Here is a 21,975-nt window from a genome sequence, read left to right as displayed (position 1 = left end):
CCATTCGATTGATGTGTCGTGCGCGGACGTCTTCCATGGGGGGTGGCGATAACGCACCCCGGTGTATCGACCAGGGACAGAAGTATAAAACTTCAAGCGCTGGAAGACGAAAAAATGCGGGAGAAAGAAGCTTGCGAGCTGTACCCGACTGACGCAGCGATCACCTTGATCTGAACTCCGTCGCGCAGCAGGTCCAGCACCACCTTCATCCGCCAGGTCCTCACGTAGCCCATTGGGGACGCCGCCTTGAAAAACCTGCCTTTGGTCGGCATGCCTGAACCGTGTTCACGATGGATTGATCCATTCTGAAAGAACTCTCGGGGGGAGCTGCCATGCACTCGTTTGCCAATCTGCTGACACCGGCTCATGAGCTAAAGCTGCGAGCGCTCAACGCCTGGCATCTTGCCCTTGAGGATTTGAGGCTGCGCATGGAGTGTCCCGACGCCTATCACGAAGAACTGATTCGTCAGTCTGACGAGATGGATCGCCTGGGCATCGTGAGCTGGCAGGAGTGGCGCGACCTCAGGGTTGAGGCGGATCAAGCGTATCTGCGCGCTATTGCGGGAGAGGACTACCACCGAGCGTTCGAAGGGGGTGGGCCCAAAACCATCGAGATTTTCATGCGTGATGCCGGGCCCGTACTGTAATGAAGCACCCGATGGGCCGCTCAAAAACGGCAAACCGCTCCCTGAAGCACCACCCGCCCAAACTGCGCATTGGCATCCAGCGGCGTGATGGCCAGCAGTTGATCCAGGCGGACTTCATGCTGGCCGTCAGCGGTCTTAAGGCAGAGAAACTCTTCCTTGTCGCTGGAGGTTCGCGTCGTCAGTGCCTTGGCGACCAGACGTGCGCCGTCGTTCAACTCGATATCCAGGCGATAACCGTACAGGCAGGCGATCTCCAGGTAGTCGTGCAGATCGCAGTTCAACGGCTGATAGGTGTTCATGTCATTCCCTCTCGCAATCGTGCAGGTTGATTGCCGGGCGTCTCGGCGATTACCGGATTCGGCAGTTGAAGGTGGCAGAGCCGGCCTTCATTCCGGACGAATATCTTCGTCCTGAACTCGCTGTTTATCAAGAAATCGGACAATGATTGTCAGGGGCATCAATTGCCCGAAAACAATGCACCATTGAACCTGATTTTAAATCTCGACAATTTCAAGGATTCCCCATGGGTTTAAGCAAACGCGATCAGGCACACATCGAGCGTCGCCTGATTGCCACCCTGACCGAGGCATGCGAAACGGCCAAAGTGCACATCGTCGGCTTTGAATGGCTGACCCACGAAGTCGATTACGACGTGTTTCCATCCAGCCTCAGGGTAATTTGGATCTTCGACACCCAGGCCAACAAGGATCAGGCGCTGGCGAGCGGGCAGGGCGAGCGCATGGTCGAACTGACGGCGACAGCATTAAGCGAAGCGGATGTACACGTCAGATCGGTCGCGGCCCATGTGCAGTTTGATTCTGAAGAGCAATGTCAGCGCGCCAATGGTGGCAATTGGAAGCAGCGGCTGGCGCGCAAGCGCTAGCCCTATAGCGAATCGGCTTCGTACCAGCACGCTTTGGACTCAATACAGGTGTGTTTCTGCTTTAAGGTCAGGAAAGGCGTATCCAGCGTACCGATCGCTATCGAAACCCAGTCCGAAAACGCCCCCTTCGAATCTGACCAGAACAGCGAAGACCCGCAGTGGGAGCAGAACTGGCGTGTGACGCCTTTGGACGATTCGTAGCCCTTGAGCGCCGTTGCATCCGCAATTACTGAAATCGCCGACCTGGGAGCGCTCGCATACGTCGCGAATGCCGCTCCATGGCTCTTTTGGCATTTTTTGCAATGGCAGTGGGTGACGGCTTTCAGTTCAGTGGATACGTGATATTCAACGGCGCCGCATAGGCAACTGCCTTGGTGAAGCTCATCCATGTTCATCGGTTCCCTGATTTTCGTCGCGCCACTTTAGCGGCCCGGCGCAAGGTTTGGCCATGACTTCACCGCTCAGAAAGCGACAGCGCAGAATCAGGATCACGGCGAACCAAACACCATCGTCCAGTAAACCCCTTCATCACTGCGCGCGTCCGCCGCATACGCCGCGCCCACCTGGGTAAACATAGGGTTCATCAAATTGGCGCAATGCCCGGGGCTGGCCAGCCAACCTGCCATTGCCTTGCCCGGTGAGCTCTGCCCGGCGGCGATGTTTTCGCCGATCTGCCGGCCTCGGTAACCAGCGGCTCTTGCTCGATCCGCCGGCAAACAGAGGAAGCAAAGGTATGAAACAGAGCGAAACAAGACGAAAGGCATGGCGAGGTTGGCGCATGTGACGGGCAGCTCTGATGAGATGACAGCGGCAATGGGAATTCATGGCTCGGCTAAGACTTGCGTTCAGGCACTAGGTTCAGGCGTGAAGAGGGGAAATTTGCGCTGGAAAAACCGGCTGTCACTACCGCATGTCGCAAAACACCGAAAGTCCGGCGTCAGGCTTCAAAGACTTGCCGGCGCAGCCGATAACGTGTTCATAAATGCGACGTACCGAGAGGGTTACCCCATGTCTATAAAATTACGCTTGTTGCTGCTGATTGGTACGAGCTTGCTCACCGCGTTGATCGTGAGCCTGGTCAGTTACGTGGGAAACACCCGGATGGCCGAGGCGGTGAAGGACAACGAGGTCAGCATGACCGCGCTGCGCAATCACCTTGAAGCCGACATGATGCACGACGCACTGCGCGCCGATGTGCTGTCTGCGATGGTGGTCGGTCTGGGCAAAAGCACCAGCAGCAAAGCCGAGGTGCGCAGTTCCATCGAGGGGCATGCGGCGCATTTTCGTGACGTGCTGGGTGAAAACCTGAAGTTGCCGGTCAACGACACCATCAAGACTGGCCTGAACAAGGTCAAGCCGAGCCTCGATACCTACATCGGTGCGGCCGAGCGCATTGTCGGTCTGGCGCTGGAAAATCCGGATTCCGCGCAAAAGGAACTGGGCACGTTCAATACCGCGTTCAGCCAGCTGGAAGACCAGATGGCGGCCCTCAGCGAGGTGATCGAAACCAACACCCAACAGACCAGCAAAAGCACTGAGCAGGCCATCAGCAGCGCCAACTTCACGCTGGGTATCGTCCTGATCGCCAGCCTTCTGTTACTGCTTATCCAGGGCCGCTGGGTGATTCTGAGCATCATGGGGCCGTTGCAGACCGCAAGCCGCATTGCCAAAAGCATCGCCCACGGCAACCTGAGCGAGCCGATCGTCGAACCGACCCACAACGACGAAGCCAGCGCCTTGATCCGCAGTCTGGCCACCATGCAGCGCGACTTGCGCGGCATGATCGAGGTGGTTCGCAGCAACGCTCACGGCGTGAGTGGCATGAGCGTGCAGTTAAGCAGTGGTTGCCACCAGGTCGCCGACAGCAGCCAGCAGCAAAGCGTCGCCGCCAGCACCATGGCCGCTGCCGCCAGTGAAATGACCGCGAGCATCGAGGAAATCACCCGTCACGCCGAACGCGCACTGAACATGGCCAACCAGGCCGAGTCACTGGCCAAGGATGGCGGTCGCGTGATTCATCAAGTGGTTAACGACATGGACGGCATAGCCCGTTCGGCGCAGCAGTCAGCCCAGGTGATCCGCACGCTGGACAAGGAGTCCGAGGGGATTTTCAGCATCATTCAGGTGATCAAGGGCATCGCCGATCAAACCAACTTGCTGGCCCTCAACGCCGCGATCGAAGCTGCCCGTGCCGGTGAGCAGGGCCGTGGTTTTGCCGTGGTGGCCGACGAAGTCCGCAGCCTCGCGGGACGCACCAGCGCCTCTACGCAGGAAATTGCCAGCATGGTCTCGCGCATCCAGCAAAGCACCCGCGAGGCGGTGACCAGCATGGAGGCGGGCGTTGCACAGGTCGACAAAGGCATGGCCGTGACCGCCGACGTCGAACGCGCCATCCGCGAAATCCTCCAGGCCACGCTCAACACCACCGAGCTGGTGAACGACATCACCCGCACGATTGGTGAACAGAGCCTGGCCAGTAACGAAATCGCCCATCAGGTGGACATGATTGCGGGCATGTCGGAAGGCAACAGCAAGGTGATTGGCCAGACGGCTTCGACGACCGATGAGTTGTCGACCTTGGCGGGCAAGCTGTCGCAGTCGGTGGATCGGTTTCGGCTTTGAGGTTCGTGTGCCGATCCATTGATTTGCAGTGATTGTGAAGGCCTCTTCGCGAGCAAGCCCGCTCCCACATTAGATCTTCATTGAACACAGGTTTTGTGTTTGACGCGGATCAAGTGTGGGAGCGGGCTTGCTCGCGAAGGCGGCAGATCAGACAACGCAAAACCACAGGTCTGGCGCCCATCCCTAAAGATATTTATCCGTAACCGCCCCCTCCGAAGCACTGGACACGGTCTTCGCATACTTGGCCAACACCCCGCGTTTGTACTTGGATTCCGGCCTCACCCAACGGGTCTTGCGCTCAGCCAATTCAGCGTCGGATACATCCACCGTAATCTGCCGGGTTTCTGCATCGATGGTGATCGTGTCGCCATCTTCAATCAGCGCAATCGGCCCGCCCTCAAAGGCTTCCGGCGTGATATGCCCCACGACAAAACCATGGGAGCCACCGGAAAAGCGGCCGTCGGTGATCAACGCGACTTCCTTGCCCAGCCCTTTGCCCATGACCGCTGACGTCGGCGAGAGCATTTCGCGCATGCCCGGCCCACCTTTGGGCCCTTCGTAGCGAATGACGATGACGTCGCCGGCTTTGACTTCGCCATTGAGAATCCCGGCCAACGCACCTTCTTCACCGTGATAAACGCGCGCCGTGCCTTCAAAGCGCAAACCTTCCTTGCCAGTGATCTTGGCTACGGCGCCAGTGGGTGAAAGGTTGCCGCGCAGCACCACCAGATGAGAGTCCTTTTTGACCGGCTGGTCGAACGGCAGGATCACGTCCTGGCCCTCGGGATAATCGGGTACGTTTTCCAGGTTTTCTGCCAGGGTCTTGCCGGTCACTGTCATCACATTGCCGTGCAACATGCCGGCCGCGAGCATGCGTTTCATCAGCGGCTGGATGCCGCCGATGGCCACCAGCTCGCTCATCATGTATTGGCCGCTGGGGCGCAGGTCGGCCACCACTGGCGACACCTTGCCCAGTTCGACGAAGTCATCCAGCGTCAGCTCGACATCCACCGCATGCGCCATGGCCAGCAGATGCAGCACTGCATTGGTCGAGCCGGCGAGGGCGATCACCACGCGGATGGCGTTCTCGAAAGCTTTGCGAGTCATGATATCGCGTGGTTTGAGGTCCAGCTTCAACAGCTCCATGACCTGCTGACCGGCGCGGAAACTGTCTGACGCCTTATCGCTGCCGACGGCGTCCTGGGAGCTGGAACCCGGCAGGCTCATGCCCAATGCCTCGATGGCAGAAGCCATGGTGTTGGCCGTGTACATGCCGCCGCAGGAACCGGGACCGGGAATCGCCACTTCCTCAATTTGCTTGACCTGAATCTCGTTGATATCGCCGCGTGCATTTTGGCCCACGGCCTCGAACACGGAAATAATGTCGGTGTGGCCGGCGCCCGGGCGGATGGTGCCGCCATAGACGAAGATCGACGGGCGGTTCAGCCGCGCCATGCCGATCAGGCAGCCCGGCATGTTCTTGTCGCAACCGCCCACGGTTACCAGGCCATCAAAACCTTCGCAACCGGCCACCACCTCAATGGAATCAGCGATCACTTCTCGCGACACCAGCGAATACTTCATGCCTTCGGTGCCGTTGGCGATGCCGTCGGAAATGGTGATGGTATTGAAAATGACGCCTTTGGCGCCGGCGGCATTTGCGCCTTTTTCCGCTTCAACGGCGAGCTTGTCGATGTGCATGTTGCACGGCGTGACCATCGCCCACGTCGAGGCGATGCCGATCTGCGGCTTTTTGAAGTCTTCATCCGTGAAGCCCACGGCACGCAGCATGGAACGGCCCGGCGCGCGCTCCACGCCGTCGACCACTTGCGAGGAATACTTGCGTAAATCAACTTTGTCGCTCATGACGTTCCCTCATATCCAGATCGCTGGCCTGACCGGTGTGGCCCGAAGCAACGCATTGAGTCTAGACCCGGTTCGCCGACTTGGCCGCCGAACCTGTGGGTGCGAAAGCATTCAATAAGCGCTAATCCAGCGACCCCGCACACACCTCGCGAATACATCCGCGCAACCACTGGTGCGCGGCGTCGGCGTCCATTCGCGGGTGCCAGAGCATTGAAATGGTGATCACCGGCGTTGAAACCGGAAGGGCAAAACTGTGCAGGCCGGCACGCAGATTGTGGGTGTGGCGTTCGGGCACCGTAGCGATCAGGTCCGACGCCCGAGCCAGCGCCAGCGCTGCGCAGAATCCGCCGACGATGGTCACGATCTCCCGCGCCAGTCCAAGCGGTTTCAAGGCGTCATCCATCGGCCCTTTGTCCCGCCCGCGTCGCGAGACCAGGACATGCCGGCCGGACGCATACCGGGCGGGGGTGATCTTGCCCTTGCTCAGTGCATGACCCGGGCGTACCACGCCGATAAAACGGTCCTGGTACAACGCGCGGGTGCGCACTTCCGGGCTGGTGGTGTCCGCGACAACGCCGGTCTCCAGATCGACCGTGCCGTCTCGCAGCAGCGCGCTGTCCTGGTTCAGTTTCTGTAAAAAGTGCAGCCGTACGCCGGGTGCTTCTTCGCTGAGGCGAGCAATCAGCGCCGGCCCGAAATTCTCCACAAAGCCGTCGCTGGTGCGCAGGGTGAAGGTGCGCACTAGCTGCTTGAGGTCGAGCTGCACGGCGGGGCGCAGCACCGCTTCGGCGTGCTGCACCAGTTGGCTGACCTGCTCACGCAGTTCCAGCGCTCGGGGTGTCGGTACCAGCCCGCGTCCGGCGCGGACCAGCAGTGGGTCGCCGGTGGTTTCACGCAGGCGCGCCAGTGCCCGGCTCATCGCCGACGGGCTCAGTCGCAGTCGTTGGGCGGCACGCGCCACACTGCCTTCGGCGAGCAGCGCATCGAGGGTAATCAGCAGGTTCAGGTCAGGAGTTGTCATGCTTCAACGTTAGCACGGCCGGACGATGACAGGGCGTTGCGTGCAGGTATCAAGTGCAAGTGGTGCGTCTTCCGCCCTATCAGGCGCGGGCATACGCTGAAGGCCAACTCTTCATCAGTGGCCCAACCATGAAAACCATCACGCAATCCCGCTCGGTCCGCTGGGCGCTCGCCAGCCTTTCGTTGTCGATGTTGATGCCTTCGCTCGACACCAGCATCGCCAATGCAGGCTTGCCGACTTTGTCCCAGGCACTCGACGCCTCATTCCAGCAAGTGCAGTGGATCGTCCTCGCGTATCTGCTCGCGATCACGACGCTGATCGTCAGCGTTGGACGCTTGGGCGACATAGTCGGTCGTCGCCGGTTGCTGCTGGCCGGCATCGGCATCTTCTCGCTCGCGTCACTGGCCTGTGGTCTGGCGCCGTCGCTGTGGTGGTTGGTCGCCGCGCGAGCGGTGCAAGGCCTCGGCGCGGCGATCATGTTGGCGCTCACCGTGGCTTTTGTCGGTGAGACGGTGCCCAAAGCGCAGACCGGCAGCGCCATGGGCTTGCTCGGCACGATGTCGGCGATCGGCACCACGCTGGGTCCGGCGCTGGGCGGCGTGCTGATCTCCGGTTTCGGCTGGCAGGCGATTTTTCTGATCAACTTGCCGCTGGGCATTTTGAACGGGGTGCTCGCGTATCTCTACTTGCCTGCTGATCGCCAAATGCCGAAGGTTCAACGCGGTGCTTTTGACGTTGCAGGCACGCTGGTACTGGCGCTGACACTCGGCGCGTATGCACTGGCAATGACGTTGGGTGAAGGGGTTTGGAGTTCGCTCAACCTCGCGTTATTGCTGATCGCCGTTGCGGGCAGCGGAGTCTTCCTGTTCATCGAGGCGACGGTTGCATCGCCGCTGATCAAACTGACGCTGTTGCGTGAGCGGGGGTTGAGCGCGAGTCTGGCCATGAGCATGCTCGTCTCGACGGTGATGATGTCGACACTGGTGGTCGGGCCGTTTTATCTCTCGGGCGCACTCGGGTTGAATGCAGCGCTGGTCGGGCTCACGTTGTCAGTCGGCCCGCTGGTAGCCGCGCTGGGTGGCGTACCTGCCGGTCGTCTGGTGGACCGTTTTGGCGCGCAGCGCATGACCGCTTCCGGGCTCGTCGCGATGGCGCTCGGTGCTGGCGTGCTGTCCATGATGCCGACGGGTTTCGGCGTCTTCGGTTACCTCGCGCCCATCGCCGTGATCACCGCCAGCTATGCGCTGTTTCAGGCGGCCAACAACACGTTGATCATGATCGGCGTGAGTCAGGATCAGCGCGGCGTTATCGCTGGCCTGCTCAGCCTGTCGCGCAATCTCGGACTCATCACCGGCGCCTCGGTCATGGGGGCGGTGTTTGCGCTGGCGTCATCGACAACCGACATCACCAGCGCAGCCCCGGAAGCGGTCGCCCATGGCATGGCAATCACCTTTTTGGTCGCTGCGGGACTGATCGGCCTTGCGCTCGCCATTGCGTTGCCAGCCCTGAACAATGAACGCGCGGCGGCGTAAATTCGAAGCAAAAAAAACCCGCCAAAAAAACGGGTTGGCGGGCGTTTGGGAATCGCCGGTTCAGCAAGGAGGGAGCTGGCCGGGTCTTTTATAAAAGGTGGATCAGGCAGCGGCGTCCTGCAGTTGCGCTTTCAGATTGAGGCGCAGGCGGTTATGGGCCAGCAGCCGCATGACATAACCAAGCTTGATCGCCGTCGGGCCCAGAATCGTCATGGCATGCGCGCCCACCAGGGCAGGCAGCGTCAGGTAGGCATCACAGCCGTAGGCCAGGATGATCCCGACCGCCAACATGATCAGCCCGCCGATCAGCAGCACATGAGACAACTTCAACACCCGATACGGATTTTCAAAAAAGCCATACACGCCAGTCACCGCCCTACACCTGAAGACAAGGGAGATGTTATCGACGGGAAGAGGGTGGGACACTTCTACCTGGGGTCAGTGCAAACACGCATGAGTATGAGCAAGGCATACCCGTGTATTAAGCGGGCAAAATGAAAACGCACAGACCGAGTGATTTGACCGCAGGTGAGCGGGCTCAAGCGGAGCGATTGAGGATGTCTTCGATACAGGCAATCAATTCGCCACAGGGGAATGGCTTGGGAAAAAATGCGACGGGTTTGACGGCTGTAGCGCTGACCTGGGGCAGGGAATCCAGGTATCCGCTGATGAAGATGACCGGCAGGTGAATGCCTCGGGCTGAGAGTTCTTCATACATCTGAATGCCCGACAGGCCGGGCATTTGAACATCGGAGATCAGGCAGGAGGTGATCAGCGGACCGTTAGTCGAGAGGAACTCTTCGGCCGTGGCGAATACCCGGACGGTGTAGCCGTTGGAGCGCAATAAACTGTCCAGTGCAATGCGAACCGACTCGTCATCGTCGACCACGGAAATGATAAAGGGGTAGGACATTTAAGTACCTGGGTGATATCGGGTAGCCCATAAAGAGTGCCCGCCATCAGTGCAAGATACCCAATCCCCCAGCGCGACACAGTATACCTGCGTATAGACCCGTCCCTAAGGGCGGTTGATTCCCAGGGCTTGCGCCATTCGGACAAGGTCGGCAAACGAGCGGGCGAACATTTTGCGCATGGCCTGGCCGCGGTGGATCTTGACGGTGATCTGGCTCAAGCCGATTTCCCCGGCGATCTGCTTGTTCATCAGACCTGACACGGCCAATGCCATGACCGTCTGCTCTCTGGGGGTCAGCGTGGCAAAGCGACTGCGCAACTCATCGTTTTCGCGCTCCGACTCGCGCCGCACCTTGTCCCGTGCGTGGGCAGCGGATACCGCATCAATCAAGTCCTGTTCGCGAAAGGGTTTCTCGAGGAAATCCACCGCGCCGGCCTTCATCGCGCGAACTGTCATGGCAATGTCGCCGTGCCCGGTCATGAAAACGATCGGCAGGTTAATGTTGGCGGCCACCAGCTCCTGCTGGAAATCCAGCCCGCTGGAGCCTTGCAATCGCACATCCAGCACCAGGCAGCTGGGGATGTCCGGACGGTTGTACTTCATGAAGTCGGCAGCGGAACCGAACAGCTCGACCTGCAGGCCGATGGAACGCAGCAGGCTGCCGAGTGCTTCACGCAGCGGCGCATCATCATCGACGATGAAGACCAAAGGCTCGGTGTTGCTGACTTTGTTCATGGGGTGGTATTTGTTCATGGAGCTTCCCTGGGAGCAGTTGTCCTGGTGTTCAAGCCGTTTAGTGGGCGACGGTGACGAGCAGCGGCAAGGCGACCTTGAACGAGGCGCCGTGACCGATGGCGCTGGTGGCCCAGATCCTGCCGCCATGAAAATCAATGATCGAGCGGCAGATGGAGAGGCCCATGCCCATGCCGTTGTCCTTGGTCGTGAAAAAGGGGGTGAACAAGGACGGCAGGACATGGGCCGCGATGCCCGGACCCAGGTCAGCCACTTCCACCACCGCCTCGTTGTCCTTGACCCACGTGCGTACGTGCAGAATTCGTTCGCAGACTTCGACCTCCGCCAAGGCCTGGCATGCGTTGATGATCAGATTGATGATCACTTGCTGCAGCTGTACCCGATCCGCATGGACACGACCCGCGCACGCGGCCAAATCGACCTTCGGACTGATTTTGTGGTGTGCCAACTCTTGTTGAACCAGGCTCAGCGTCTCGTTGACGATGTCGTTCAGCGACTCACTCTGGCGCAGCGGCCCACACTTGCGTGACAGCGTCCTGATGCGACTGATGACATCGCTGGCGCGGCATGAGCTGGCGATGATGCGGTCCAGGGAAGCGATCGCTTCGTTCAGATCCGGGACGGGGCGGTCGAGCCAGCGGCGACAGGCTTCGCTGCTGCTGGTGATGGCCGTCAGCGGTTGGTTCACTTCATGGGCAATTGAGGCGGCCAGTTCGCCCAGCGACGTGACGCGGGTGACGTGGGCCAGTTGCGCCTGGGCGCAGAAGAGGGCTTCTTCGGCTTGTTTGCTGGCAGTGATATCCATCAGAGCGCCGACGTATTTGGAGCGCTCATGCTGAGTGAACAGCGGACTGGCGATCATGTGCACATGTTTGATGCGTCCATCCGGCATCAGCAAGCGGTGCTTGACCTCGATCAGCGCTTCATGGCGCGTCGCCTTGGCAAAGATTTCGTGCACCAGCGCAAGGTCGTCGGGATGAGTGCGTGCCAGGACTTTGGAGAAGGTCGGGGCTTCGGTCAGCGGGTACTCAAAAATCCTCGCCGATTCATCCGACCAGGAGATCGCTTCGGCGCCGGCGCGAAAGCCGACGCTGCCGGTCTGGCTCAGGCGTTGGGCGCCGATCAGGTACACCTCGTTATGACGCAGCCGGTCGGCAGCATATTTGCTGCGCAGCGCCAGGAAGGTGATCGCCGACAGCGCGGTCAGGCAGCGGAAGAACCCCGTTGTCGAGTCCCAGCGTTGATAGCCGCCGTTATAAAAAAAGGTCGCCGTCAGCAGCAGCATGCACATCAGCGCGATTGAAATAACGGCGTTGATTGAAAACAGGTTCGCCGCCATCAACAGCAACGTGATGTAAAGAATCGTCGGGGCCAGGTCAGTGTGTGTCTCGGAATTGATGATCACGATGCCGCACGCCACCAGCAGCCCGATCAGCCATCCCAGGGCGTTGATCAGCGGGTTGGAACTGATGCCGATCGCTGCACCAATGCTCGTCTCGCAGGGTATGCGTTGCCCTTTGCCGTTGGCACTGTTGAAAAATGGAAAGGCTTTGCGCGCATTGAAAGACCTGTTGTTGTTCATCTCGGTCATGCACTCCTGGTATCGAGGGGGCGGAGTCGGGTGCCTATGCTAGAAGCAAATGTTTGCCCTTCAATAGGACATAAACCCCTGAATTTCGGCCAAAAATCGTCCTGAATATTGGCGGATGAAAAAAGCCCCTCGTGGAGGTGATGCTGTTCACTTAAACCTCTTCAGTCATAGAGAACCTGTGGCGAGGGAGCTTGCTCCCGCTTGAGTGCGGAGCACTCACAAAAATCGACGGTGTTATCGGATTTTTGGGGCCGCTACGCAGCCCAGCGGGAGCAAGCTCCCTCGCCACAAAAGTAGCTATGTCTGAAGTACCGCGCTTAAGTGAACCGCATTACCCTCATGGAGGGGCTTTCTGTTTATCGAGCCCGTCAGCCGAGCCCTGAATCAATGCTCGATCAGCGGCAGGCGAAGCAGAAGTCGGCGTTCATGTCTGAACCGGAGTCGTAGCCACCATCGGCAACACGGTTCTGCATCAAACGATCGGAGCCGCCTTCCGCGACACGCGTGCCACGCATCCGACTGTTGGCCCCGAAAGCGACGCGATTCTGCTTGAGGTGATCGGAGCCGTCGGCTGCCAGTTGCCGTTCTTTCAGGCGGTCGGCACCGCCCTCGGCGACACGGTTCTGCTTGAGGCGATCAGAGCCGTCCGACGCCAATTGCCGTTCTTTCAAGCGATCGGCACCGCCTTCGGCAACGTGCGGGTGGGTGGGTTTGTCGGAAGCGTGTTGGACCAACGGTGCAACAGCATCCCGATCTCCGCCTGTTCGGCTGCCGCTGGCAGCTGCGTCGCGAGGTTCGGCGGCGTGAATCGTTGCCGTTATCAAGCCAGTGGTAGCAAGCAGGGCGATGCCCAATACGACGTTTGGAGTTTTCATCCTGTTCTCCTTATTTGATCAAGGGATGTTCAAGCAACAAGGGTTTTGCATGCGTGCAACGGTCCGCGAGAGACCGTCGTAGTGACGCGACCCAGGAACGTTTTTTGTCTGATCAAGCGTGGGTATTTGATGGCTGTATCTTAAAGAGACGCGCAGGTGCGTCACTTATGCCTAGGTTGTCTGCGGGGATATGTAGGTGTTAACAACTCATTCCCAGGTATGACTTGAAACAGCAGGCGGGCTCTGATTCGTCCAGCGTCGATGCAACGAATGCCGCCTCAGGGCCTCATATGAAAAGGACGGGTCCGCCGGTGCAGGTACGCATGGGATGGCCAAGCGCAAATTTACCCCGACAACAGGTAACAGTTTTTATGACCGCGGCTGACAAAAATCATGTGACCTGGCTGGTTGAACAATCGATGCTTCATGCCGCCCGGCAGCGGGCCAAGCTCTATTCGGGGCAAGGTCGGCTGTGGCAACAGCCCTATGCCCATACCCGGCCCCGCGATGCCTCGGCCCTGGCGTCGGTGTGGTTCACTGCCTACCCGGCGTCCATCGTCACTCGCGAAGACGGCACCGTGCTGGAAGCCCTGGGCGATGAAACCTTATGGCATGCGCTGTCGAGAATCGGCATCCAGGGCATTCATAACGGTCCGCTGAAAATGTCTGGCGGCCTGACCGGCACCCAACGCACACCGACCATTGACGGCAATTTCGACCGCATCAGTTTCGAGATCGACCCGCAACTGGGCACCGAGGCGCAGCTCCAGGCGCTGGTGCGCATGGCCGCCGCGCACAACGCGGTGATCATCGATGACGTGATCCCTTCGCACACCGGCAAAGGCGCGGATTTCCGCCTGGCCGAGATGGCCTACGAAGACTACCCGGGTCTCTACCACATGGTCGAAATCCGCGAGGAGGACTGGCCGTTGCTGCCGGACATCGCCGACGGTCGTGATGCGCAAAATCTCAGCCCTATGCAGGTCGACGTGCTCCGGGACAAGCACTACATCGTCGGCCAGTTGCAGCGCGTGATCTTCTTCGAGCCGGGGGTCAAGGAAACCGACTGGAGCGCGACTCCGATCGTGATCGGCGTCGATGGCAAACCACGGCGCTGGGTTTATCTGCATTACTTCAAGGAAGGGCAGCCGTCGCTGAACTGGCTGGACCCGACCTTCGCCGCACAACAGATGATCATCGGCGATGCCCTGCACGCCATTGACGTCATGGGCGCGAAAATCCTGCGTCTGGACGCCAACGGATTCCTCGGCGTGGAGCGCAAGCTCGACGGCACCGCCTGGTCTGAAAGCCACCCGTTATCGATCACCGGTAACCAGTTGCTCGCCGGGGCGATCCGCAAGGCCGGCGGTTTCAGTTTCCAGGAGCTGAACCTGACCGTCGACGACATCGCCAGCATGTCCCACGGCGGCGCCGATCTCTCCTACGACTTCATCACCCGACCGGCCTACCAGCACGCGTTGCTGATGGGCGACACCGAATTCCTGCGCTTGATGCTGCGGCAGATGCACACCCTCGGCATCGACCCCGGTTCGCTGATCCATGCCCTGCAGAACCACGACGAACTGACCCTGGAACTGGTGCATTTCTGGACGCTGCACGCCCATGACACCTATCTCTATCAGGGGCAGACCTTCCCGGGCAGCATCTTGCGTGAACACATTCGTGAGCAGATGTACGAACGTCTGGCGGGCGAGCACGCGCCTTACAACCTGAAATTCGTGACCAACGGCGTGTCGTGCACCACCGCCAGCATCATCACGGCGGCGCTGGGCATTCGTGATCTCGACTCGATCACAGCGGCGGATATCCAGCAGATTCGCCAAGTGCATTTGCTGTTGGTGATGTACAACGCCATGCAGCCGGGTGTGTTCGCGCTGTCCGGCTGGGACCTTGTCGGCGCGCTACCGTTGCCGGCGGAGCAGGTCGAGCATTTGATGGGCGATGGTGACACGCGCTGGATTCACCGCGGTGCCTACGATCTGGTGGACCTCAATCCGGATGCGCCACTGTCCGCAGGTGAAATGCCGCGTCCGAAGACCTTGTATGGCAGCTTGCCCAGCCAATTGAAGGACCCGGATTCGTTCGTCTCGCAACTCAAAAGAATCCTCGCCGCGCGTCGCGCCTACGACATTGCCGCGAGTCGTCAGATCCTGATTCCGTATGTGCAGCATCCCGGGCTGCTGGTCATGGTTCACGAATTGCCGGCCGGTAAGGGGACGCAAATCACCGCGCTGAATTTCGGATCGACGCCGATCACCGAAACCTTGCACCTGCCCAATATTGCGCCGGGGCCGGTGGTCGACATCATCAACGAGCGGGTTGAAGGGGATTTGACGCAGGAGGGGGATTTCACTATTACGCTGGATGCCTATGAAGGGTTGGCGCTGCGGGTGGTGAGTGCTTCGCCGATGATTTGAAGGTGGCTGGTGTCGGGGGGCATATCCGTTTCTGCGGTAACGGCTGCTATTGGTTCCGCCCTTACGGCGGGTGACTTTGAAGAGCGCAAAGTAACCAAACGCTTTCGCCCCTGACGTACGGTGCCTCGCTCCGGTCCTGCTCCGTGGGCCCGCCGCCATCGGCCATCCATGGCCGGGGGCGGCTACCGCGGCATCCCTGCCGCGGTGCCCACTGCGCAGAACCTGCGCTCGGCCTTCCGACGGGGCAGATCAAGATCAAAAGCAAGATCAAGATCAAGATCAAAAGCCAGATCAAAAACCAAAACGATGCGGACTGATAGCCGACCTGATGTGCGTCAAGGTCATCGGTAGTGAACACCATGTCATGTCCGCCAAAAAAACCTGTGGGAGCTAGCCTGCTAGCGGTGGACGTCCAGACACCGCGTTCATTCAGACCGAACGCGTAATCGTTAACGTCCATCGCTAGCAGGCTAGCTCCCACAGGGGAAATGCATTCACACGAAGAGCCAGGCCGGAGCGAGGGCATGCCGAGCCTTGGCGAGGTACCGAACGTCAGGGGCAAGAGCCCTTTGGTTACTTTGGGGCTTTTCCAAAGTGACCCGCCGTAAGGGCGGAACCAATACCCGCCGTTACCGCAGAAACGGATATGTACCCCAACCCCAACGTAAGGCCTTCGCGACTATCCGTTGATCGGCATGAGCGCTCAGCGACTTTGTACGCTCGGTTACGGCTTATTAACCTCGACACGCTTGAAGGATAATGAAAGGAATTTTTTCATTGACCTGGCCATCGGGGTTTCTATTTGTTTGTGGATGATATGAGACGCACCGATCATCAAGGCGATAGTGCCCCAAAGCAGCAGGTGCGGATTCACCGCCGGATAAGCGATGTTAAAGATCATGAAGCCGATCATTTGGTGCAAGAGATAAAGCGGGTAGGTCAGCGCTCCCAATGCAGTCCAGTTCAATGTCCCTATTACTCCCGTCCTGTTCGTTGCGACCAGGAAAAACGTCATGAAAAACAGGATGATAATGCTGCAGACGATCAAAGGATTGTATTCGGTCGAATATTTTGTTTCGAGCAATTGGGCCCACACAATGGCGGTGAAGTTGGCCAAGGCCAATGCCCCCGCCAACAACAGAACCCGTGATGTTGTGATGCCCTTGGCCCATATCAGGTAGAACGTTGCACCCGCTATGAAATAGGCCGCGTAATCGGTCACCAGTACCGAACGCATCTTCTCTAACGTGAATACTTCAGCGATGGCAGAGACCAGCAGCCAAAGCACGAGGTAGGTCTCTATTTTTTCTATTTTCTTGAAGCCCAGCACAATGGAGATCATTAGATAAAATTTGATTTCTGCAAACAGAGACCAGTAAACGCCGTCGATCGGCGCGATACCCATCAAGTCGCTCAGAAAAGTCATGTTCGCAATGTATTGATAAAGATCAGCGGTATACCGGGGTTGTCCGATGGCAAGTGTGATGACGAAAGTGAGGGTGCAGCACACCCAGAAAGCCGGGCAGATACGAACGACGCGGGAGATGAAAAACACTTTGAGATTGTTGCTCGAAGCCGTCATCAGGATGACGAACCCGCTGATCATGAAAAACAGTTCGACACCCAGGTAACCGTATTTGGCAGGTTCAGCCAATAGCGGGTAGGGCATTGCCGACATGTCGCCCTTTGCATACCCGCGAAAGGCATAGTGAAAAAACACGACTGCGATAGCCGCCAGGAAGCGCAGCAAATCCAGTTCATTCAGCCGGCGTTTGATCATTTTAATGCGCTCCAGACGTGTTAGCGCTGACTGAAAAACTGACCATCTGCCGATAGAGATTTGACCCGTGCGGTTGTCGATCTGGTGTGGCGGCTATCGACTGCGTTGCCACACCTTGACGTAATCGACGCTGAAGGTAGAGGGCAGGTCAGCATCGTCAACCACGCCGAACCACTGCCACATCGCCTCACTGTCAAAGACAATCTGCATCGGGAAGAAGAAATGGTGGTTCTTCGATTCCCGGACCAGCACGCCATCGACATACCAGCGCAGGGTGTCGGGCTGCCAGTCGAAGCCGTAGATATGGAAGGTATCCGCCAGGCGCCATGGACTGATCCAGGTGCTGCCATCGGCAATATGTTCGGTGCTTTGTGGCGTGGCCCACAGGTGGGCATTCATGTTGTACGAACGATCGAGCGCCGCGTTCTTGGTCTTGCCGCCGATTTCGAAGATGTCGATTTCGGTGGCGTTGTCGGCCATGCCCGTCCAGGCCAGCCAGAGGGCGCTGGAGCCTGCCGAATTCATGGGTTTGGCGCGCGCTTCGTAATACCCGAAGAGCCCACGCGAATGGGTGCGAACCATCGCCGAGGAGTAGTCCTTGAAGCCGAGCTTGACGTACTTCTGCGGCAAGGTTTCCTTGCGGAAGACGATGTTCAGGTGGCCATCGTGGACCCTTGCATTGTCCGGCTTGAACAGCGCCGGTTTGCGTCCGAGCGATTCGTTCCCTTGGGCATTGTTGACGTGCCAACGTGCAAGATCGAGGGTGGGGCCGTTGAAGTCGTCGGACAGGTTGGTGTCGAGTGCCCACTGGCCGGCATTGGCCTGATCAGACAGCGGCAGGTCGGGGTTGGTATGGACCGGCAACGTGCCCAGCGGTCCGACACGGGTCCAGGTGTCGGCCAGTCTGGGAACGACCATGGACCATTTGTCCGCCAGGTACTCAAACGCTTGTTGCCGCTCGGCGAGGGAGGCAAACGGGCGGTCGTAGACCAGCACTTCGGCGATGTCGCCGCGGAAGTTTTCGTCCTTGCCACCCACGTTGCGCCCGACGGCATACGGACCGATCGGCACATCGAAAAGCTCCAGCACGGAAATGGTCGGCGCATACGCGGTGGTCTGTCGCAGGCTGATGGCGAAATTCGGCAACACGTTATCGTTGTTTGCGATTTGCGGTCGCGAACTGAACAGCCGCTGCCAGGGGTCAACATTGGCTTCTTCTGGCCGAAGGGAGACGAGCAATACCGTGACCGGGCCTTTTGCGCTGCGGATGTTTTTGCCCAGAAACCCCGAAACGCCACTGAAACGCAGCACCGATTGACCGTTCAGGGCGTTCGCCACCTGCTTCGGTGCCAAGGCGGCATCGTCTGCCGTGGCGTCGTTGGAATGGCCGGATTTGTCGCGCCAGGACTGCACACGGTCCTGTGCATCGACGGTCATGGTTGATGCGTCGGCCGCGTCGAGCCACAGCACCAGGCCGCTGGCCGGCGGACGGGAGGCCGCTTGCGCCGCCGTGCCAGCCAGTGAAACCGACCACAGCAGGACCAGCAGATAGTGGCTGAGCATCTGCATTACTTCGCCGTCACCAGGGCCGGTATGTCGAGGGCCGACTGATACCCCTGCGGATTGCGCGACTGCCACCGCCAGGTATCGACGATCATCTGTTCCAGGTCGCGTTGCGCGCTCCAGCCCAGCTCACGTCCAGCCTTGCTCGGGTCCGCCCAGCATTTGGCAATGTCACCGGCACGTCGCGGGGCGAAGCGGTAGGGAATGGTGATACCGGTAATGTCCTCGAAACTCTGGATGATCTGCAACACGCTGTAGCCGATGCCGGTGCCCAGGTTCCAGGCGTTGATGCCGCCTTTGCCTTGCAACACCTCCAGCGCCTTGAGGTGGCCGATGGCAAGGTCGACCACATGGATGTAATCGCGCACGCAGGTTCCGTCCACGGTGGGATAGTCGCAGCCGTACACCGTGAGTTCGGGAATCCGTCCGATCGCCACCTGGGTCAGGCACGGCAGCAAATTGGCGGGGCGCCCGCGAGGGTCTTCGCCGATTATCCCGCTTTCGTGGGCACCGATCGGGTTGAAGTAGCGCAACAAGGCAATGCTCCAGCGTGGGTCCGCGTGGCACAGGTCGGTGAGCAACTCCTCGATCATGAGTTTGGTGCGGCCATAGGGATTGACCGGTTTGCCGGTGCCGATGTCTTCCAGGATCGGGGTTTGCGCAGGGTCGCCGTACACCGTCGCCGAGGAGCTGAACACCAGATTGAAGACTTCATGACGCACCATCGCCCGGCACAGATTGAGTGTCCCGGCGACATTGTTGGCGTAATAGTCCAAAGGCTTGCGAAGGCTTTCTTCGACGGATTTGAGGCTCGCAAAATGCACCACGGCATCGACGTCGTAACGGCTGAAAATCTGGTCGAGCAAGACCGAGTCGCCAATGTCGCCATTGATGAAATCGACCCGGGTGTGGGTCAGCAGCTCAAGGCGCGCGATGCACTCTCGACAGCTGTTGCACAGGTTGTCGAGCACCAGCACAGAGTGCCCGGCATTAATAAGCGCCAATGCAGTATGGGAGCCAATGTAGCCGGCCCCGCCAGTAATAAGCGTGGTTTTAGACATGGTGAGGTGTTCCTGTCTCAGGGGGGGAATTCAGCGGGCGGTGAATACCGTTTTGAATTCTTGCGGCCAGCGTGGGTGCAATACGCTGTACGCCACGGCATAGCTCAGGGCGCCAATACCGATGGTGCAAATCAGGTTCAGATAGCCTTCAAAGCCCATTCGGGGAGCCACCATCAGGACGGTTGCGGCCATGACGAGCGAGGCGATCATGCTGCGGTAATTGGCGTCGAAGAATCGGTGCCAGCCATAACCGATGGCCGTGTTGAGTCCGCGGATTTGCAGCGGCGTGATGATCAGCATCCTCGCCAGCAGAGCGAGGGCGGCCGCCATGCCGCCATACAGACTGCCGAAGCTGTAAACCAGCGCCAGAGCCAGTACCGTGGTTGCCACTTCGGCCTTGATGGTCAGGTGGCTGCGGTTGACGGCAATTAGCGCGGTCGTGGCATACATGGCGGTATTGCCGATAGCGGCGGTGCACGCCAGCACTTGCAGCAGGGGAATGGCCTCGGTCCATTTGGCGCCGAAGATCAACAGGATCACGTCGTGCGCCGTGAGTGCGATGCCGATGAACAGGGGCGTCAGCAGGAAGCCGCTGACGGCGGTCGAATCGCTGATGATCGCGCGCAACCGTGATGGATCGGCGCTACGCCGGGCAAACACCGGCAGCGCATAACTGATCAGACCGTGGTAGATCGCCGTGCGCGGCAGATCGATGATGCGCATCGCCATATTGAACATGCCCACCGCGTTGGTGCCGGCCGTCATGCCCAAAACCACATTGACCCCGCGTTGCAGCGCTTGCGAACTCAGCGCGTTGACGGCCACCGGCGCTCCGGACTTCAACAGTTCGCGCAAGACCGGGCCGTCGATATGAAAGGCAATGCGTCGCCGGTCGCCGCGCATCAACACGATGATGGACACCAGTTCCATGATCAGCGCCTGGGCAATCACCGCCCAGGCCCCTAATCCCCAGAGTGCGACAGCAATGCCGCCCACACCGCCACACACTTTGCCCAGTAACGTGCGTGACGCGAGCATCCTGAAGTTACCGCTGCGGCGCATTTGCGCCACATAGACCCGCGCCATCATGGTGAACAGGATTTTCACCGAGGCCGCCGCCGTCATCCATTGCAACACCGGATCGGGCGTGTACAGCATCGCTGCGCCCGAGATGACGACGATGGACACCAGGCTGACGAGTACCGCCGCCCAGAACGCCGTGGCGATGTGTTTGTCCTCCAGCCGTTCGAGTCGTACCAGCGGGTCTTCCAGCACCGATGAATACACCAGGCCGATCAACTCGACGACGGCGATGATGACGGTGCCCACACCCAACTCTGCCGGCGACAGCAGCCTGGCATACGCGACAAAGGTAATCATCGACAGGAAGATCAGGCCGAATTTTTCGGTGAAGATCCAGATCAATGTCACCAGACGGTGATTGGCCATGGCGGATACCGGTTCAATGGGCGGTGGTTGAGGCCCTTGCCTTGCGCAGGGTTCGAGCGCAGGCATAGAGGTAGCGCAAGGTCGGTTTGCCGTTGGCGAAGATCAGCGTTTGCCAGGAATACTCCAGCATTCGCCGGTACACGCCGATCACTTCGGCATGCTCGCCACGTCGGGAAAAGGCATTGAGAAAATCGGTGTGGTTGCCCAGCACGAAATCGATCCGTTGCTGCTTGCTGAGCTGCTCGCCATAGCGGGCGAGGTACACGTCGATGAACCTGAGTTTGTTCCCATAGTATTTTTTCGGTTGCGCGGTCATGTTGCCGCCGTTGACCGTGCGCTCCAGCAGCACCTGTGGCACCGTGTGGACCTCCCAGTGTTCGGCGATCCGGGTCCACATGAAGCGGTCTTCGGAGTAACGCAGGCTGGCATCGAAGCCGCCGTATTGCATGATCACCTCGCGCTTGACCAGCGCGGTGGATACGCCATTGAGGACGTTGGCGTGGATGAAATCGTAGAAATGCCGACCACTCTTGCGCCGGTTGTCCAGTTGCCGCCGGCCGTCGCTGTAATTGACCTGGGTGTAGCAGTCGATCAGCCCCACCGGCCGTCCCTGACGAGTGAGTTCGTCGTACAGCGCCAATTGCAGCTCGAGCTTTTGCGGACGAAATTGATCATCGGCATCGAGCAGCGCCACAAACGTTTCTTCACTGTGTCGCATTCCGTGGTTGCGGGCACTGGCCTGGCCTTCGTTGGCCTGCTGCAACAGCGTCAGGCGGTACGGCGCCACGAAGTCCCTGACCCGTTGTGGCCCGTCATCGGTGGAACCATCGTCGACGACGATGACGTGATCGGGCAGCCGGGTCTGCTCGACCAGGGACGCCAGCGTTTGCTCGATGCTGTCGGCGCCGTTGTACATCGGGATCACGACGCACACTGAATGAGGTAAAGGGGAGGCTTGGTTGGGCACGGGTTGTTTCTCCT

19 protein-coding genes and 3 pseudogenes are annotated in these 21,975 nt (G+C 59.3%); 6 read left to right on the top strand and 16 right to left on the bottom strand.

Translation table 11 applies throughout. From position 1 onward, the window contains the following. Window positions 1–110: 110 nt before the first annotated feature. Window positions 111–239 (bottom strand): annotated as a pseudogene (locus ACA060_RS16185) (helix-turn-helix domain-containing protein); the annotation flags it as partial. A 93-nt stretch (window positions 240–332) separates the two neighbouring features. On the opposite strand from ACA060_RS16185, the gene ACA060_RS16180 reads away from it, so the two are divergent. Next, window positions 333–647 carry a hypothetical protein gene (locus tag ACA060_RS16180; RefSeq protein ID WP_497311775.1) on the top strand — a complete coding sequence of 105 codons (315 nt, stop codon included), beginning with the start codon at window positions 333–335 and terminating at the stop codon, window positions 645–647. Between the two features lie 20 nt (window positions 648–667). On the opposite strand, the gene ACA060_RS16175 is transcribed toward ACA060_RS16180, so the two are convergent. Continuing rightward, window positions 668–946, bottom strand: coding sequence for a Rho-binding antiterminator (locus ACA060_RS16175; RefSeq protein WP_497311774.1), 279 nt, complete (start codon window positions 944–946; stop codon window positions 668–670). Window positions 947–1,170: 224 nt separating this feature from the next. Between ACA060_RS16175 and ACA060_RS16170 the strand changes: the two genes are divergently transcribed. Beyond that, complete coding sequence (locus tag ACA060_RS16170; RefSeq protein ID WP_497311773.1) at window positions 1,171–1,530, top strand: hypothetical protein; 360 nt, start codon at window positions 1,171–1,173, stop codon at window positions 1,528–1,530. A gap of 2 nt (window positions 1,531–1,532) precedes the next feature. Here the strand turns inward: ACA060_RS16170 and ACA060_RS16165 are convergent, their stop codons facing one another. Next, window positions 1,533–1,919 (bottom strand): GFA family protein, encoded by a 387-nt coding sequence (locus ACA060_RS16165; protein WP_497311772.1) that lies wholly within the window; start codon window positions 1,917–1,919, stop codon window positions 1,533–1,535. A 99-nt stretch (window positions 1,920–2,018) separates the two neighbouring features. After that, window positions 2,019–2,246: pseudogene (locus tag ACA060_RS16160) on the bottom strand (CAP domain-containing protein); the annotation flags it as partial. A gap of 46 nt (window positions 2,247–2,292) precedes the next feature. Here ACA060_RS16160 and ACA060_RS16155 point away from each other — a divergent pair. Both ACA060_RS16155 and ACA060_RS16150 read left to right on the top strand, forming a co-directional pair. Beyond that, window positions 2,293–3,294: pseudogene (locus ACA060_RS16155) on the top strand (MCP four helix bundle domain-containing protein); the annotation flags it as partial. Further along, window positions 3,289–4,152 (top strand): methyl-accepting chemotaxis protein, encoded by an 864-nt coding sequence (locus ACA060_RS16150; protein WP_497318274.1) that lies wholly within the window; start codon window positions 3,289–3,291, stop codon window positions 4,150–4,152. The pseudogene ACA060_RS16155 and the gene ACA060_RS16150, both read left to right, overlap by 6 nt. 183 nt (window positions 4,153–4,335) lie before the next feature. Here the strand turns inward: ACA060_RS16150 and ilvD are convergent, their stop codons facing one another. Beyond that, window positions 4,336–6,018: a dihydroxy-acid dehydratase gene (ilvD, locus tag ACA060_RS16145; RefSeq protein ID WP_497311771.1), complete on the bottom strand. Its 1,683-nt coding sequence runs from the start codon at window positions 6,016–6,018 to the stop codon at window positions 4,336–4,338. Window positions 6,019–6,139: 121 nt separating this feature from the next. Continuing rightward, on the bottom strand, window positions 6,140–7,039 hold the full coding sequence (locus ACA060_RS16140; protein ID WP_497311770.1) for a LysR family transcriptional regulator: 900 nt from the start codon (window positions 7,037–7,039) through the stop codon (window positions 6,140–6,142). 128 nt (window positions 7,040–7,167) lie between these two features. Here ACA060_RS16140 and ACA060_RS16135 point away from each other — a divergent pair, with 128 nt between their 5' ends. Continuing rightward, entirely contained in the window at window positions 7,168–8,571 is a 1,404-nt protein-coding gene (locus ACA060_RS16135; protein WP_497318272.1) for an MFS transporter, read from the top strand. Window positions 8,572–8,673: 102 nt separating this feature from the next. Here the strand turns inward: ACA060_RS16135 and ACA060_RS16130 are convergent, their stop codons facing one another. The 5 genes from ACA060_RS16130 to ACA060_RS16110 all read right to left on the bottom strand — a co-directional run bounded on the left by ACA060_RS16130 (window position 8,674) and on the right by ACA060_RS16110 (window position 12,703). After that, window positions 8,674–8,934, bottom strand: coding sequence for a transmembrane sensor/regulator PpyR (locus ACA060_RS16130; protein ID WP_497318270.1), 261 nt, complete (start codon window positions 8,932–8,934; stop codon window positions 8,674–8,676). A 175-nt stretch (window positions 8,935–9,109) separates the two neighbouring features. Then, window positions 9,110–9,484 (bottom strand): response regulator transcription factor, encoded by a 375-nt coding sequence (locus tag ACA060_RS16125; RefSeq protein ID WP_109632274.1) that lies wholly within the window; start codon window positions 9,482–9,484, stop codon window positions 9,110–9,112. A gap of 105 nt (window positions 9,485–9,589) precedes the next feature. Then, window positions 9,590–10,237 carry a response regulator transcription factor gene (locus tag ACA060_RS16120; RefSeq protein ID WP_256597428.1) on the bottom strand — a complete coding sequence of 216 codons (648 nt, stop codon included), beginning with the start codon at window positions 10,235–10,237 and terminating at the stop codon, window positions 9,590–9,592. 40 nt (window positions 10,238–10,277) lie between these two features. Beyond that, window positions 10,278–11,828, bottom strand: a complete 1,551-nt coding sequence (locus tag ACA060_RS16115) for a sensor histidine kinase (protein ID WP_497311769.1) — start codon at window positions 11,826–11,828, stop codon at window positions 10,278–10,280. Window positions 11,829–12,223: 395 nt separating this feature from the next. Then, window positions 12,224–12,703 (bottom strand): phage infection protein, encoded by a 480-nt coding sequence (locus ACA060_RS16110; protein WP_497311768.1) that lies wholly within the window; start codon window positions 12,701–12,703, stop codon window positions 12,224–12,226. Between the two features lie 371 nt (window positions 12,704–13,074). Between ACA060_RS16110 and treS the strand changes: the two genes are divergently transcribed. Further along, window positions 13,075–15,141, top strand: coding sequence for a maltose alpha-D-glucosyltransferase (gene treS / locus ACA060_RS16105; protein ID WP_497311767.1), 2,067 nt, complete (start codon window positions 13,075–13,077; stop codon window positions 15,139–15,141). Between the two features lie 724 nt (window positions 15,142–15,865). Here the strand turns inward: treS and ACA060_RS16100 are convergent. The 5 genes from ACA060_RS16100 to ACA060_RS16080 all read right to left on the bottom strand — a co-directional run bounded on the left by ACA060_RS16100 (window position 15,866) and on the right by ACA060_RS16080 (window position 21,961). Next, a complete protein-coding gene (locus tag ACA060_RS16100; protein WP_497311766.1) occupies window positions 15,866–16,921 on the bottom strand; it encodes an acyltransferase family protein in 1,056 nt (351 codons plus the stop codon). 93 nt (window positions 16,922–17,014) lie between these two features. Continuing rightward, a complete protein-coding gene (locus ACA060_RS16095) occupies window positions 17,015–18,490 on the bottom strand; it encodes a family 16 glycosylhydrolase (RefSeq protein ID WP_497311765.1) in 1,476 nt (491 codons plus the stop codon). Next, entirely contained in the window at window positions 18,490–19,545 is a 1,056-nt protein-coding gene (gene galE, locus ACA060_RS16090; protein ID WP_109632260.1) for a UDP-glucose 4-epimerase GalE, read from the bottom strand. Before galE ends, ACA060_RS16095 begins: the two co-directional genes overlap by 1 nt. Before the next feature lie 30 nt (window positions 19,546–19,575). Next, window positions 19,576–20,994 carry an oligosaccharide flippase family protein gene (locus ACA060_RS16085; protein ID WP_497311764.1) on the bottom strand — a complete coding sequence of 473 codons (1,419 nt, stop codon included), beginning with the start codon at window positions 20,992–20,994 and terminating at the stop codon, window positions 19,576–19,578. Window positions 20,995–21,007: 13 nt separating this feature from the next. After that, a complete protein-coding gene (locus ACA060_RS16080; protein ID WP_497311763.1) occupies window positions 21,008–21,961 on the bottom strand; it encodes a glycosyltransferase family 2 protein in 954 nt (317 codons plus the stop codon). Window positions 21,962–21,975 lie beyond the last annotated feature (14 nt).

It is taken from the genome of Pseudomonas sp. LBUM1671, assembly GCF_059695685.1.
This window is presented reverse-complemented; position numbering and strand designations above follow the sequence as displayed.